The organism is Zhengella mangrovi, assembly GCF_002727065.1.
GTDB classification, from domain to species: Bacteria; Pseudomonadota; Alphaproteobacteria; order Rhizobiales; family Rhizobiaceae; genus Zhengella; species Zhengella mangrovi.
In genome coordinates this window covers 1-15,471 of the sequence record NZ_PDVP01000013.1, presented here as the reverse complement: position 1 = coordinate 15,471, position 15,471 = coordinate 1, and the positions used below count along the sequence as shown (strand labels likewise).

The window sequence follows — 15,471 nt, the reverse complement described above, 5'->3', positions numbered from 1 at the left end:
AAGCCGGCGATCACGTCTCGAACGGCAAGCCGAGATACTCGTGTGCGAGTGCCTGCTGGGCGGCCTCGGACCGCAGCAGCAGGTCGTAGTCGCTTTCGCGCAGCTTCTGGTCGAACGGGGTTTCGTCGGGAAAAACGTGCAGCATCTTCGTCAGCCGCCAGCTGATGTTTTCCGCGGCCCAGATCCGGCGCAGGGCCATCTCCGAATAGGTGTCGAGATAGTGATCCGATCCTTCGAGGTAGTGCGTGGTCAGGGCCCGGCTGAGATAGAAGACATCGGAGAATGCGAGATTGAGCCCCTTGGCGCCTGTCGGTGGCACGATGTGGCTGGCGTCACCGGCCAGGAACAGCCTGCCCCACCGCAAGGGTTCGGACACGAAGGACCGGAGCGGAGCCATCGATTTCTCGATCGAGGGTCCGGTGCGGACCTGACCGGCCAAGTGATCCGGAAGCCGGCGCAACAGGGTTTCCCAGAAGCGGTCGTCGGGCCAGTCCTCGATGCGGTCTGAAAGCGGGACCTGGACGTAGTAGCGGCTGAGCATCGGGTTGCGCTGGGCCGCCATCGCCATCCCGTCCGAATGGTAGGCGTAAGTGAAATTCTCCAGGGGCGGGCACTCGACCATGATTCCAAGCCAGGCAAACGGGTAGACCCGTTCGTACTCGCGTCGTCCATCCTTGGGGATGGCGTGGCGGGAAGGACCGTGGAACCCGTCACATCCGCAAATGAAATCGCAGTCGATCCGGTGCCGGACGCCGTCCTTCTCGTAGGTCAGCGACGGGTTGCCGGTGACGTCGTGCAGTGCAACATCCCCGGCCTCGTGGACGAGCTGTGCCCCGGACGCGATCAGGGCGCGATGCAGGTCTTCCTGGATATAGGTCTGTCCCCAGGCCCACATCTGCCTGCCGGTCCACCGCGTCAGGTCGATGAAGAAATCCGGGCGGTTTTCCCACACGATCAGCGTGCCGTCCTTGGGTTTTCCTTCCCGCAGCATCCTCTCGGCCAGCCCATGCTGCTTCAGGAGTTCGGCGGTTCCGTATTCCAGGACGCCGGCGCGGATCCGGGACGCGACATGGTCGATGCTTTGGCGTTCCACGACGATGTTGTCGATGCCGTTGCGGCCCAGAATATGACTGAGCATGAGGCCTGCGGGTCCGCCGCCAACGATGGCAACCTTCGTCCTGGTGACCGTCATGTGCCGCCTCCCCTCTGCCCCGGCAACGGACCCCTGCCGCCCGCCAGCGATCATGGCACCACATTGCCCTTCGCGACGCCAGTAAATTCAGGCAAGGCCCAAGGAGGCCGCGGCGATCATCGCAACCGTGCACGCGTGGAACAACATTCTCCAGCAGGGTCGATCCGGCCGGTCCGGCGGCGCTGGCCTCTAGCCGGGCACCAGGCGGATCACGCATCCCGTCAGGTCGTCCTTCAGAACAATCCGGTTTTCCCGATCGATCCTTCCAAGCAACGGCGGCCACTGTCCACCGGGAGAGATGACCGTCACCGCGTCTCTTACCGCCGCGCCAGAAAATGTCTTCTCTCCCTGGCGTATGGCGAGGCGAAAGTGATCCTGTTCGACGGTCACGGGACCCCTTGCCAGCCAGTGGCCAGCACAGGCTTGCGTGACGTCGGCGCCGTAGCGGCGGGCGATGCTTCGAAAGCCGCGCTCCAGGATCGCATCGGCATAGCGGTCTTCTTTGCGCTGGACCGTGGCGATGAACGTCGCCAGTTCGGCCAGGTGCGTGAACCTGATCTGCGAAACCGAACCGTCCGGGTTCTTCATCATGTAGGTCAGCGCGAAAGGCATCTTGCCGTCCGGACTGCCCCGCAGGTTCTCGTAGACGATCCCGAGTTGTCCCTTCAGCGTTTCCCGGGCGGAAAGAAAGTCGTACCCGAGTTCGAAATCCCCCGCGTCAGGTCCGGATCCGCGCCCCTGGTCCGGGGCGCTGACAGACCCGGCACCGCGGTCCGCTGCCGCCTGGCCTCCGGCAACGACAAACGCCAGGCCGAGGCTGGCGACTGCCGCGAACGCTGCACATCGTGCCAGGCCATGCATCCGTTCCATCTGTATCTCCCTCTGTTCACCCCGCCCGCCTCCGCGGGTCTCCGGGAAAACCGTAGCCAAGCCGCCATGGCGCGTTATTGGAAAAAGATGGAGTTATTCTCATTTTTATATTATCATGACTTTCCAATGGGTTAGATATCCAGAGGAGTACTGACGGCGATGCCGGGGGAACTCTGGCCAGTCAAGGGCGACCACACTGTCGGGAGCATGGCTCTGTCCGAACAGCGCTTTCGCCTGCTCGACTGGCTGGTCGACGCGCCGTCGGGCCGCATTTCCCGCGATGGCGAAGAAGCGAAGCTCGAGCCCAAGATGATGGACGTGCTGGTCTTTCTGGCCGGCCATCCAAACCTGGTGATCAGCCGGTCGACGCTGGAAGAGGCTGTCTGGGCCGATACGATCGTCAGCTATGAAACCCTGACCAGCACGGTGCAGAAACTGCGCAAGGTCCTTGGCGATGACGCGCGAGATCCGCGCTACATCGAGACGGTTTCCAAGAAGGGCTACCGGATGGTCGCTCCGGTGACTTTGCCCGGGCACGAGGGGAGCCATGCTCTCCGGACACGGGATGCCGGCAGCACGCCACGGACCACGCCGGCCAGGCGCCGCCTGCTCACGGCGCTTGGCGCCATTCTCGTCGTACTTGCGATCCTCGCCGTGTTCCGGACCGGACAGGTGGATGAAGCCGGCCCATTGGCGGTCAGCCGTTTCCCGGAAAAATCGGTCGCGATCCTGCCGTTCAAGAATGTCGGCGGGGATTCGACGCAGGATTACTTCGCCGACGGCATCACCATCGACCTGATCACCGACGTTTCGAAGATCTCGGGCCTGTTCGTCATCGCCCAGAACTCGACCTTCGCCTACAAGGACGACCCGGCGCCGCTTGACCAGATCGCGCGCGACCTGGGCGCGCGCTACCTCGTCCAGGGAAGTGTGCGGCGTTCCGGCGATCATGTCCGGGTGAACGTGAATATCGTCGATAGCGAGACGGGGGCATATCTCTGGACCGACCGCTACGACCGCCAGCTTTCCGATGTCTTCGCCCTGCAGGATGACCTGACGAAGCAGATCGTCACGGCGCTCTCCGTGAGGCTCACGCCGCACGAGGAGGTCGGCTTGAGCGAATACGCCAAGGTGGACCCGGCGGCCTATGACCTGTACCTCAAAGGGCAGGCCCGCGTCGCCGTCTATTCGCCGGAAGCCAATGCCGAGGCGCGCGAATTCTTCGAACAGTCCATTGCCATGGACCCTTCCTTCGGACGCGCCCAGGGCGGACTGGCCCTGGCGCACGCTGTCGACGCAACATTCGGCTGGTCGAACGACCCTGACCTTTCGCGCAGGCTGGCTGCGAAACACGCGCGTGCCGCCCTCGCCCTCGATGAACGATCGCCGCAGATGCATTACGTGCTCGCCCAGGTCTACGGATCGGAGCGGCGGATCGAGGACGGCATCGCGGAACTTCGCGAAGCGGTTGCGCTCGATGCCAACTATGCCGACGGCCACGTGGTGCTGGGTCTTTTCCTCGCCTATGCGGGCAGGCCCGAGGACGCCATCGTCTCCATTCGCAAGGGAATGAAGCTGAGCCCGCGCCATGGCTACATCTACCCCTACGCGCTGAGCAATGCCTATTTCGTCATGGAGCGCTACGACGAGGCCGTGGCCATCATCGAAAACGTGCTCGAGCGGAACAACAATTTCCAGCAGGGACGTTTGCTGCTGATCTCCATCTACGGACTTCTCGACCGGAAGGACGATGCCGAATGGGAGATTGCCGAAGTGCTGGCCGCCCTGCCCGGCTTCTCAATTGCAGACGAGGAGGCCCGCGTCCGGTTCGCACGGCCAGACCTGCGCGCCCGCTACGTCGCGGGCCTTCGAAAGGCGGGCCTGCCCCGATAACTTCGCCATGCCGGTCCGGCTCGCCGGCGTTCCGGTGGACGGCACGGGATCGGTTGCGAGCATGATCGCCATGTAAAACGTTCATGTGAAATCTCCCTAATCATAGGCAATATTGATCTTGCAGCCATGGGAGGAGCGGCTGCATCCCGTTTTCCGGACGATTGCCGGCCTGCGCCTTGCGGGCGGCTGCGTGATGGGCTGTGCCCAGGTTCCGGCTGTCGCGGGCCTCCTGCCTCCTCCGCCGGAAGGGAGATGGCGCGACGCGCCAGGGCAAGGGATGCACCGTTTCCAGCTTTCACAGCAGATGATCGTCAGCGTGATCTTCGTGCTGCTGTTCGCCGGCCTGTCGCTGCTGCTGCCCGGTTTCGCCAACACCGAAAACCTTCTGACGTTGCTCCAGAACGTGGCCATTCTCGGCATCCTGGGCCTCGGCATGGCCGTGATCGTGATCGGCCGGGGCGTCGACCTGTCGATGATCGCCTCTCTTGCCATCCCGGTCGCGCTGACCCTGCAACTGGCGGACGCCGGGCATTCCACGGCGCTGGCCATCATTGCAGGACTGGCCCTTTCGGCCCTGTTCGGCGCGGCCAATGGCTGGCTAATCGCCTATGCCGAGGTGCCGCCGCTGTTCGTGACGCTTGCGAGCGGCCTGTTCCTGGCCGGGCTGGGGCAGGCTTTCCTGTTCTCGACTGAAGCCGTGGTCTGGCCGGAACCGCTGCAGTTTCTCTCGGCGATCGGCCGCGGCCGGCTGGCCGGAATCCCGAATTCCATCTGGATCTTCGCGCTGGTGGCGGTGGCGGTCCATGCCTTCCTGTCGCGCCTGACGGCAGGCGTCTTCACCTATTCGATGGGCGACAACCCGATGGCCGCGCGCCTGGCCGGCATCCCGGTGCGCATCATGGTGATCGTGCAATATGTCTCGTCGGCCCTGATCGCCACGCTGGCCGGCTTCGTGATGGCCGCCTCGGTCGGCTCGATGTCGACCCGCATCTACAACTCGACCTGGATCTACGACGTCATCCTCGTGGTGGTGCTCGGCGGCATCGGCCTGTCGGGCGGGCGCGGCAGCGTGACCAACGTGCTGATCGGCACGCTGCTCATCGGCACGCTGCTCAACGGCCTGACCATCCTGGACGTCAGTTTCCCGGTCCAGAACCTGATCAAGGGTTTCGTCCTGCTTGCCGCGATCATGGCCGACACGGTGCTGAACCCGCGAAACGAGGAAACCGCCCAGCAGGGCGACATCTGAACCAATATCAAGGGCGCAAACGGCGCTGCAACAAGGGGAGTGAGACCATGAGAAATTCCTTGAGAATACTTGCGATGGGTGTTGCGCTGCTGGCGCTGCCCGGCGTCACCGTGGCCAAGGGCATCAAGGAGCCGCTGCGCGACGGCTATTACCAGGCGCTGAAGGGCAAGAAGGTTGCCTTCCTTCCCGGCGCCATGGCCATGGACCTGGCAATCGGCTGGCTGGCCGGCCTGAAGAGCGAACTGGAGCCGCAGGGCGTGGAAATCGTCGTCCGCGACCCGAACTTCAACATCCAGGCCGGCGCCCAGGCGCTGACCCAGCTCATCGCCGAGAAGCCCGACGTCATCGTGGTGCACAATCCCGACGTCACCACCTATGCCAAGCTGATCAAGCAGGCCGAGGCCAACGGCATCCTGATCGTCCAGATCAACATGGCCTCGCTGCAGAAATCCACCGCCTATGTCGGCGTCGACTGGGTCGAGATGGGCGCCGTACAGGCGCGCCACGTCGTGGAGGCCTGCAAGGGCAAGTCGGGCAAGATCGCCATCGTGCAGGGTGACCTGACGGCGGCGGCCTCCGCCTACACCATGTCCGGCATCGAAAGCGTGCTGGCCGAGAACCCGGACATCAAGGTGGTCTCCAACCAGTCGGCCTCGTGGCAGTCCGACAAGGCCAAGTCGATCACCCAGACGGTGCTGAAGCAGAACCCGGACCTGTGCGGCATCATCGGATTCTGGGACAACATGGACCGCGGCACGGCGGCCGCCGTCGATGAAGCCGGGCTTTCCGACCAGGTCTACGTGGCGACCTCGGGCGGCGGCGAAACCAAGGCCGCCTGTGACATGGTCAAGTCGGGCGCCTACGATCTCAATGTCGTCTACTCGGTTCCCAACCAGGGCGCCAACCTGGCGTCGACGATCAAGTACCTGCTGTCGGCGGGCGTGAAGCCCGGCGAGATCTCCGGACAGATGTACACGACGCTGACGCCGGTCACCGCCGCCAACGCCGGCGACGAGGGCATCTGCTGGACGATGAAGCAGTAGGCCATCCCCGATCGTACGGGCGGCGATCCCCGCCGCCCGCCTTTCCCGCGTTTCCAGACACCGGTCCGCCATGGCCCACCTGAACGAGACCCTGACACGCATCCGCTACCGCATCTGGCCCGATCACGTGGTCGGCGAGATCCTGTCCAAGCCGTGGATGGAGACCGCGATCCCCGTCCTGGTGCTGGTGGCCACCTTCGCGATCCTGTCCTGGCTTGTGCCGGGTTTCTTCACCTTCGCCCAGCTGTCGATCATCGCGCGCGAGGGCGGCGAACTCGGGTTCATCGTGCTCGGCCTGTCGATCGTCATCATGGCCGGCGGCGTGGACCTGTCGGTCGGATCGATCTTCGCGGTGACGAATTTCATCGTGCTGCTGCTGATGCACGAATACGAATGGTCCGCCGCGCCGGCCGTCGCGGTGACGATCCTTGCCGGCATGGCGCTCGGCGCGGTCAACGGCATCCTGATCGGCTACCTCAGGCTGCGCGCCTTCCTGACGACCCTGATCACGCTGATCATCTTCCGCGCCGTCTACGAGATCTGGACGGCGGACCACGCCACGGCCATCGCCATGTCGCTGCCCGACTCGGCGACGTGGGATTTCCTCGGCATCGGGCTCATCCGGGGCATCCCGGTCAATGTCTGGCTGTTCGCGGCCGTGGCGCTGGCCTGCCACGTCCTGCTCACGCGGCTCAGGCCCGGCTGGCACCTGATGGCGATCGGCGGTTCGCGGCGGGCAGCCTACAATGCCGGCATCGCGGTCCGGCGTACGATCGCGCTGACCTATGTCGCCTCGGGCGGGCTGACCGCCATCGCCGCCATCTTCTTCGGCGCGCGCCTGGCCTCGGTGGGCGGCAATATCGGCGTCGGCATGGAGGTGACCGCGCTGACCGCCGCGGTGCTCGGCGGCATTACGCTGGGCGGCGGCCGCGGATCGGTCACCAAGGCGATCGTGGGCCTCGCCATCGTGCTCATCATCACCAACGGCATGACCGCCTATTCCGCCTCCGGCGGCGCCATCCGCATGACGCTCGCCGCCATCCTCGTCGCCGCCGCAGTCATCGACATCCGCTGGATCAAGAACCGGCACCGCATCATTTCCAGCGTCTACGTCAGCCCGGACTACCTCTACCTGCCGCCGCCACCCTCCTGCGAGGCGAAGCCAGGCAACGCCTGGGCGGTCAACGACACGCTGCGCGGCGTGGACGTGATCGGCCTCGGCGAGGTGGAGGGGCCGGAAGACGTGATTCTCGACCGCAACGACAACCTCTATTCCGGTTCGCGCCACGGCGACATCGTCCGCTTCCTCGCACCGGACTACAAGCGGATGGAGATTTTCGCCCATATCGGCGGCCAACCGCTGGGCCTTGCCTTCGACCGGGAGGACAACCTGAACGTCTGCGTGGGCGGGATGGGGCTCTACCAGGTCTCGCCGGCGGGCGAGGTGCGCAAGCTGACCGACGAGACCAACCGGTCATGGACCTCCGTCAACGACGATTCGCGCCTGCGGCTTGCCGACGACCTCGACATCGCCGACGACGGCCGCATCTTCTTCTCCGAGGCGACGCGGCGCTACGAGATGAGCGAATATGCCGTCGACGCGCTGGAGTCGCGGCCGGCCGGCCGGATCATCTGCCACGATCCGCGCACCGGCTCGACGCGTACGGTCATCGACCGGCTGCGCTTCCCGAACGGCATTTCCATGTGCGACGACGGGCAATCCTTCCTGTTCGCCCAGACCTCGGCGGCCTCGGTCTCGCGCTACTGGTTCGACGGCCCGAAGAAGGGCAGGATCGAGGTGCTGATCGACAACCTTCCCGGCTATCCCGACAACATCAACAAGGCATCCGACGGCAACTACTGGGTGGCGCTGGTCGGCATGCGCGGCCCAGCGCTGGACCTGGCCATGCGCATGCCCGGGTTCCGCAAGCGCATGACCCAGCGGCTGCCGTTCGACGAGTGGATGTTCCCCAACATCAACAACGGCTGCGTCTTCAAGATCAATCTTGAGGGCAAGGTGCTCTACAGCCTGTGGGACCCGCAGGGTATCAACCACCCGATGATCACCTCGATGCGCGAACACAAGGGCTGGCTCTACCTCGGCGGGCTCTCCAACAATCGCATCGGCCGCTACAAGCTGCCGGAGAGCGAGGCCGATCCGGCCTATGTGCAGTACGCGCGCCGCTGGGGATTGCCGACATGATCGCCGCCCTGCGTTCCTTCAGGGACCGGCTGCTTGGCCGCGGTGATGCCGCCTGTACCGTTCCCGTCTTCGACGGCGTGCTCAAGCCCAACCATGCCCTGGACCGGGCAACGGCCTGGGCCGGCGTGAGCGACCCGGCGGACATGGCGTGCGATGGCAAGCGCCTGTTGGTGGCGGCGGGCGAGCGCGTCCTGGAGATCGACCCGGCCGAGCCGGCGCAACCGCGCGAGGTGTTCCACGCATCGGGGCGCATCACGGCCATCGCGGCCTTTGCCGGCGGGATCGCCATCGGCGTCGAGGGCCTGGCGGTGCGCATCCATGGCGGGCGTTTCGACGGGACACGCTGGACGAGCGCCTGCGGCCAGCCGTTCAAGTGCGTCAACGCAATCGCCGCGAATGGCGATACGCTTCTGGTTTGCGATGCCAGCCGCCACAATGGACCGGAGGACTGGCAGCGCGACCTGATGGAGCGGCGCAGCAGTGGTCGGATCGTCCGGCTCGATCCGGCTTCGGGACAGGAGCTGCTCCTGGCCGAAAAGCTGGCGTACCCGTTCGGCGTGGCCGTGGAGCCGGACGGCAGCCTGCTGTTTCCGGAAAGCTGGAAGCATCGCGTTGTCCGGCTCGCGCCCGGCAAGCACCCGGAACCGGTGCTGGAAAACCTGCCCGGCTACCCGTCGCGGCTGGTGCCTGCACAGGGAGGCGGCTTCTGGCTGACTGTCTTTGCCTGCCGTACCCAGCTGGTGGAATTCATCCTGCGCGAGCGGAAGTACCGCGAGATCATGATGGCGACCATCGCGCCCGAACTCTGGCCGGCGCCGCAACTGCGCCCGCCGCACAGTTTCCTCGAACCGCTGCAGGGCGGCGGCATCAAGCAGATGGGCGTGCTGAAGCCGTGGGCGCCGCCACGGTCCTACGGTCTCGTCGTGCGCCTCGATGCCGGCGGACGGATTCGCCGCTCGCTTCACAGCCGCGTGGACGGAAGCAACCACGGTGTCGTGGCCGCCGCGGCCATCGGGCAAGCACTGTTCTGCCTTTCGGTCGGCGCCGATGCCGTGCTGAGACTGGACGCGGAACCCGCGCAAGGAGACGGTGCATGACGCACGAACCCACGCAACCCGTGGTCAGCCTGCGGCAGGCCGTCGTGCGATACGGCGGGTCAGCGGCCATCGACGGCATCGATTTCGACCTCAGGGCCGGAGAGGTCCATGCCCTGCTCGGCGAAAACGGGGCCGGCAAGTCCACGCTGACGAAGGTGATGGCGGGGGTCGTGCACCTGTCGGAAGGCGAGATGCTGGTCGATGGCGCGCCCGTCTCGCCATCCACGCCCAAGGACGCGCTGGCGCTCGGCATTGCCATGGTGTTCCAGGAAACGAGCCTGGTGCCGACCATGACGGTCGCACAGAACCTCTATCTCGGCCAGGAACGGGCCTTCAACCGGCTGCGCGGGATCAACATCGCCGCCCAGCAATTCCTCCAGTCGCTGAATTTCGACGTGAACCCCACCGTGACCGTGGCCATGCTCGGGGCTGCCAAGCGGCAGATGGTGGAGATCGCCCGCGCGGTGCTCCACAACGTGCGGGTCATCATCTTCGACGAGCCGACCGCCACGCTGACGCCGGAGGAAAAGCAGCATTTCTTCAAGCTGGTGAAAAACCTGAAAGCGCGCGGCGTCTCGGTGATCTTCATCTCCCATGCCCTCGAGGAAGCGCTGATGATCGCCGACCGGATCACCGTGCTCCGCGACGCCCGCCACGTGCTGACGGAAGCGACCGGGCGGCTGGACCGTGAGACCATCATCAAGGCGATGATCGGCCGCGACCTGTCGCAGTCGTTCTACGGCCATCGCCGCGGCGATACGGACGCGGTGCGCCCGGAAGGCCGGCGCCTGCTCTCGGTGCAGAACCTGCGCATGGCCGGCGTGGTGAAAAACACCTCTTTCTCGGTCTTCGCCGGGCAGGTCACCGGCGTCTTCGGCCTGGTCGGTGCCGGGCGGACGGAAACCTTCAAGGTGGTCGCCGGGGCGCTGAAGCGCAACTTCCTGCATGGCGGCGAAGTCGTCCTGAACGGCCGTCCGGTGCGCTACCGCACGCCCGCCCCGGCCATCCGCGACGGCATTGCCTACATCACCGAGGACCGCAAGGTGGAAGGCTTCTTCGAGACGATGACGCCGCCGCGCAACATCCACGTCGGCAAGCTCGCGCGCTCGTGGCGGTCGCAGCCGCTGGCGCCGAAGCGCGAGGAACGGCAACTCGGCGAGACCTGGCGCACCGCCCTCAACATCAAGGCGGTGTCGGGCGACGTGAAGGTGATCGAGCTTTCCGGCGGGAACCAGCAGAAGGTCGTCATCGCCAAGTCGCTGGTGCAGGACCCCGACCTGATCATCTTTGACGAGCCGACCCGCGGCGTCGATGTCGGCGCCATCGCGGAAATCCACGAGATCATCAACCGGCTGGCCGATGCCGGCAAGGGCGTGGTCGTCATCTCGTCCTACCTGCCGGAAATCCTGGCGCTTTCCGACCGGATCCTGGTCGCCCGGCAGGGCAAGATCGTGGAGGAGTTCTCCGCCGGGGAAGCCGACGAGAAGAAGATCATGTACGCGGCGATCCACTGAACCATTTCCGCTGCCTGCCGGATCGCTCCAATGCCGGTTTCCGTGACCCTGACGCGATTGCGGACGCCAGACAGGGCCCCGCGTCCGCCGGACTTGCTCCAGGTCGCGGCCAGCGATTGCCACGTGTGGCCGGAACGGAGCGCCATCATCGCCTTCCGGAGGCGGCGTCGCTTCCTGCACGAAAAGTTCGGTTTCCGGCAAGCGGACCTCGCGCGGAGCGCTCATCCTGCCTTCACATGAGGAGACCCGGAATGAGCGAACATCCCACGACACTGCGGTCGCGCGCCGGCGGCCGGTCGGCGCGCCGCACGCTGCGCACCACGCGCGACTTCACCATGCTGCCAGGCCTCACGCGCGGCATTCCCGAATGCGAGGTGATGGACGGCAGCCAGGTGGAGCGCATCGACAATGCCTCCATGGATATCCTGGAAAACGTCGGCGTGCTGTTCCGGGACCCGATCGCCATCGCCGACTGGAAGCGGGCCGGCGCCAAGGTGGACGGCGAGATGGTCTACCTCGACCGCGGCCTGGTGCGCGAACTGATCGCGACCATCCCGGCGGAATTCACCTATCACGCGCGCAACCCGGCCAACAACGTGAAGCTCGGAGGCAGGCACTCGATCTTCGTGCCGATGACCGGCGCCCCCTTCCTGCGCGACCTCGACGACGTGCGCCGCAACCCGACGCTTGCCGACCTCGCCATGTTCCACAAGCTCAGCCACATGATGCCGGCGCTGCACTCGACCGCGCACCACATCGTCGAGCCCTACGACCACCCGATCAGCCAGCGCCACCTGCGGATCACCTATTCCTCGATGAAGCATTCCGACAAGATGTTCATGGGCATGACGACCAGCCCGAAAAACGCCGAAGACGTGATGGAGATGTGCGCCATCCTGTTCGGCGAGGACTATCTCGAGGACCATCCCGTCACGACCGGCAATTGCAACGGCAATTCGCCGCTGGTGTGGGACGAGACCATGCTCGGCGCCATGCGCGCCTTCTGCAAGCGCAACCAGCCGGTGCTGTGCTCGCCCTTCGTGCTGGGCGGCGCCAACACGCCGGCATCCGTGCCGGCGACGATCGCGCAGCTCAATGCCGAGGCGCTTTCGGCGCTGGCCTACACGCAGGTCATCCGCAAGGGCGCGCCTGCGATCTACGGGCACTACCTTTCGACCGTGTCGATGAAATCGGGGGCGCCCATGGCCGGCACGCCGGAAATCTCGCTGATGAACTTCATGATCGGCCAGATGGCGCGCCACTACAACGTTCCCTGGCGTACCTCGTCCAACCTCGGCGGTGCCAAGACATTCGACGCGCAGGCCGGCTACGAGAGCGCGACCACGCTGTCGGCGACGCTGCACGCCGGGGCCAACTACATCTGGCACTCGGCCGGCTGGAACGAGGCCGGCATGCATTGCTCGGTCGCCAAGTTCGTGGTCGACGCGGAACAATGCGCCATGGCCTACCGCATGGCGGAGGGTCCGAAGTGGGACGATTTCGACCAGGCGCTGTCCGCCATTCCCGACGTCGGCCCCGGTGGCCACTACCTCGGCCACCCGCACACGCAGGAGAATTTCCAGACCGCCTATTTCATGCCCGAACTGTTCGACAACAATTCCGTCGAGCAGTGGATGGCGGAAGGCGAGAAGGAGATCACGCGGCGTGCTCTCGACCATGCCCGCCGGCTGCTGGCCGACTACCAGGAGCCCGCCCTCGACATTGCCAGGGACGAGGCCCTGCGCGCTTACATCGCCCGGCGCGAACGGGAAATTCCCGCCGCGGACGAACTGAACCAGAGCTACTGACCTCGCCTGCAACCTGGCCCGCAGAATGGCGGGTCTTCTCTTGGGGACCCGTCCTTGCGCATCACCGAGATCCATCTCTATCGTCATGACCTTCCGGTGCAGAACGGCCCCTACAGGATGGCCAATGCCGAAGTCCGGTCGCTCACGACGACGCTCGTAAAACTGGTTGCCGACCATGGCCTTGCCGGCTGGGGAGAAACCTGTCCGGTGGGCCCGACCTATGCCGAGGCGCATGCCGCCGGCGCGCTTGCCGCGCTGCAGGCGATGGCACCGGGTCTCATCGGCGCGCCGTTGCTGCCCCTGCCCCTGCACCGCGCCATGGACACGCTCCTCAACGGTCACAACTACGCCAAGGCCGCCATCGACATCGCCGCCCATGACCTGGTCGGCAGGGCGCTGGGCATGCGGGTCTGCGACCTTCTCGGCGGCGCGCTCACCGAACGGGTCCCCTCCTACTATGCGACCGGCGTCGGCGACCCCGATGACATCGCACGCATGGCGACGGAAAGGCAGCGCGAAGGCTATCCGCGACTGCAGGTCAAGATCGGCGGCCGCGATGTCGAGACGGATATCGAGACGGTCAAGAAGGTCTGGGAGGCGATCGGGTCGACCGGCATGCGCCTGGCCGTCGATGGCAACCGCGGGCTGCCAACGCGCGATGCCATCCGGCTCAGCCAGGCCTGCCGGGACATCCCGCTTGTCCTCGAACAGCCCTGCAACACCCTGGAAGACCTTCGGACGATCCGGCCCCTGATCGCGCATCCGCTGTACATGGACGAGAACGGAACCAGCCTGAACACGGCCATCACGGCGGCCGGAACAGGCCTCGTCGACGGGTTCGGCATGAAGGTGACACGCATCGGCGGGCTTCACCCGATGCGCGCGTTCCGCGACCTCTGCGCCGCGCGGAACCTGCCGCATACCTGCGACGATGCGTGGGGCGGTGACATCATCAACGCGGCCTGCGCCCATGCCGGCGCCACGGTCCTGCCCCGCCTGAACGAGGGGGTCTGGCTGGCCGCGCCCCATGTCGCGGGTCACTATGACAGCGAAAACGGGGTCCGTATCGAGGGCGGCCACATCCGCCTGCCGAAGGGACCGGGACTCGGTATCGAGCCGGATGAAAGCCGGTTCGGCAATCCGGTGGCCAGCTTCGGCTGAGACGGGCGAAACACGCCTCCGCCCTTGTTCTCCGCAGGCCTTCCAACCCCTCCGGCGCGCCACGAGGCCGGTGCCGATTTGCTGCATTGGCCTGGCATCGCGGTCGCGCACCAGGGCCATCGGCCGATCGGTTCACGGCTCCTGGCAAGTCGTTCCAATACATATTGTCTACATTCGAGGTTCAAGTATCCTGTGCGCGGTGCCAGAGAGGATGAAAGACGGCCAATGGCGGATACGCAGCATGTCGTTTTTGCCCTGGTGGAGGATTTCACCCACATTGCCTTCGCCTGCGCGGTCGATCCCCTGCGGATCGCCAACCTGATCAGCGGCGAAGCACTCTACCGCTGGTCGTTTGCTTCCGAGGACGGCGAGACGGCAACGGCCTCCGACGGTGCCGTTCTCAGGGTTCATCACCGCTTCGACACGCTGCCGGCCAGCCACCGGCTCTTCGTCCTGTCCGGCATCCACATGCGCCAAAAGGACCACGGCAGGCTGATCACGGCACTTCGCCGCGAGCGGGTCCGGGGAACGAAGATCGGCGCCCTTTGCTCGGGCGCCTACGTGCTGGCCAAGGCGGGCTTCATGGACGGGTTGGCGACGGCCATCCACTGGGAATACCACGACAGCTTCATGGAGGAGTTCCCGGAAGTGAACCTGGTGCGCAACGTGTTCGTGGCCGACGAGGCGTTCACCACCGCGTCGGGCGGCACCGCCACGGCCGATCTCATGCTGCACCTGATCGAGCGCGATCACGGCTACGACCTCTCGGTCGCGGTCGCCGACCAGATGGTCTACAACGCGGTCCGCCAGGGCACGGCCGCACAGAAGGTCTCGCTGCAATCGCGCAACGGGCTGCGCAACCGGCACCTGGTGCGTGCCATCCAGATCATGCGCGAACGGATCGAGGATCCGATAAGGCAAGCCGAGATCGCCCGGGAACTCGGCATTTCGACCCGGCAGTTCGAGCGCCTTTTCGCCAAGTACCTGAACACGACGCCGAAAAAATACTTCATGGAAATGCGGCTCGACCGCGCGCGTCATCTGCTGCTGCAGACCGACAACATGGTGTCGGAAGTGGCGATCGCCTGCGGCTTCGAGAATTTCGGCCACTTTTCCCGGGCCTACCGTGTCGCCTACGGCGTGTCGCCGACCGCCCAGCGGGCGCGTCTTTCCTGATCAGGGCCGGATCGCGGGCTTTCGCCGTCGTGCGATGGCGTCCCGGGGCATCGGTCAAAGAACTCCCGGCCGACTGTATTGGCCAGAAGGGCGAGGGGACAAGGAGTTGGACAGCGATGAGGCTTGAAAGGAATGGCGCACCCGAAAGGATTCGAACCTGCGACCCTCAGATTAGGAATCTGTAAATTGGTTGATGAAGCGATTGCGAGGGAATGCTATTAAGTACGCAATTTCCGTATTTTATGCGGATCACTCGAACGGTATC

The 15,471-nt window shown here is 65.3% G+C and carries 11 protein-coding genes; 9 read left to right on the top strand and 2 right to left on the bottom strand.

Annotated features, from left to right (window positions below):
* Window positions 1-10 precede the first annotated feature (10 nt).
* Window positions 11-1,192 (bottom strand): 4-hydroxybenzoate 3-monooxygenase, encoded by a 1,182-nt coding sequence (locus tag CSC94_RS17535; RefSeq protein ID WP_099307677.1) that lies wholly within the window; start codon window positions 1,190-1,192, stop codon window positions 11-13.
* A 189-nt stretch (window positions 1,193-1,381) separates the two neighbouring features.
* Window positions 1,382-2,062 carry a hypothetical protein gene (locus CSC94_RS17530; RefSeq protein WP_099307676.1) on the bottom strand — a complete coding sequence of 227 codons (681 nt, stop codon included), beginning with the start codon at window positions 2,060-2,062 and terminating at the stop codon, window positions 1,382-1,384.
* Between the two features lie 207 nt (window positions 2,063-2,269).
* Here CSC94_RS17530 and CSC94_RS17525 point away from each other — a divergent pair, with 207 nt between their 5' ends.
* From CSC94_RS17525 to CSC94_RS17485, 9 genes are all read left to right on the top strand, one after another.
* A complete protein-coding gene (locus CSC94_RS17525; RefSeq protein WP_165784490.1) occupies window positions 2,270-3,955 on the top strand; it encodes a winged helix-turn-helix domain-containing protein in 1,686 nt (561 codons plus the stop codon).
* A 277-nt stretch (window positions 3,956-4,232) separates the two neighbouring features.
* Window positions 4,233-5,204 carry an ABC transporter permease gene (locus CSC94_RS17520; RefSeq protein ID WP_099307674.1) on the top strand — a complete coding sequence of 324 codons (972 nt, stop codon included), beginning with the start codon at window positions 4,233-4,235 and terminating at the stop codon, window positions 5,202-5,204.
* A gap of 59 nt (window positions 5,205-5,263) precedes the next feature.
* Complete coding sequence (locus tag CSC94_RS17515; RefSeq protein WP_245408402.1) at window positions 5,264-6,247, top strand: sugar ABC transporter substrate-binding protein; 984 nt, start codon at window positions 5,264-5,266, stop codon at window positions 6,245-6,247.
* A gap of 70 nt (window positions 6,248-6,317) precedes the next feature.
* On the top strand, window positions 6,318-8,450 hold the full coding sequence (locus tag CSC94_RS17510) for an ABC transporter permease (RefSeq protein ID WP_099307672.1): 2,133 nt from the start codon (window positions 6,318-6,320) through the stop codon (window positions 8,448-8,450).
* On the top strand, window positions 8,447-9,547 hold the full coding sequence (locus CSC94_RS17505) for a hypothetical protein (RefSeq protein WP_099307671.1): 1,101 nt from the start codon (window positions 8,447-8,449) through the stop codon (window positions 9,545-9,547). Before CSC94_RS17510 ends, CSC94_RS17505 begins: the two co-directional genes overlap by 4 nt.
* A complete protein-coding gene (locus CSC94_RS17500) occupies window positions 9,544-11,061 on the top strand; it encodes a sugar ABC transporter ATP-binding protein (protein ID WP_099307670.1) in 1,518 nt (505 codons plus the stop codon). Before CSC94_RS17505 ends, CSC94_RS17500 begins: the two co-directional genes overlap by 4 nt.
* Window positions 11,062-11,312: 251 nt before the next feature.
* The gene (locus tag CSC94_RS17495) at window positions 11,313-12,869 is read left to right on the top strand and encodes a trimethylamine methyltransferase family protein (RefSeq protein WP_099307669.1); all 1,557 of its coding nucleotides are present in this window, start codon (window positions 11,313-11,315) and stop codon (window positions 12,867-12,869) included.
* Between the two features lie 54 nt (window positions 12,870-12,923).
* Window positions 12,924-14,030, top strand: a complete 1,107-nt coding sequence (locus CSC94_RS17490) for a mandelate racemase/muconate lactonizing enzyme family protein (protein ID WP_099307668.1) — start codon at window positions 12,924-12,926, stop codon at window positions 14,028-14,030.
* Window positions 14,031-14,255: 225 nt separating this feature from the next.
* The gene (locus CSC94_RS17485; RefSeq protein ID WP_099307667.1) at window positions 14,256-15,206 is read left to right on the top strand and encodes a GlxA family transcriptional regulator; all 951 of its coding nucleotides are present in this window, start codon (window positions 14,256-14,258) and stop codon (window positions 15,204-15,206) included.
* Window positions 15,207-15,471 lie beyond the last annotated feature (265 nt).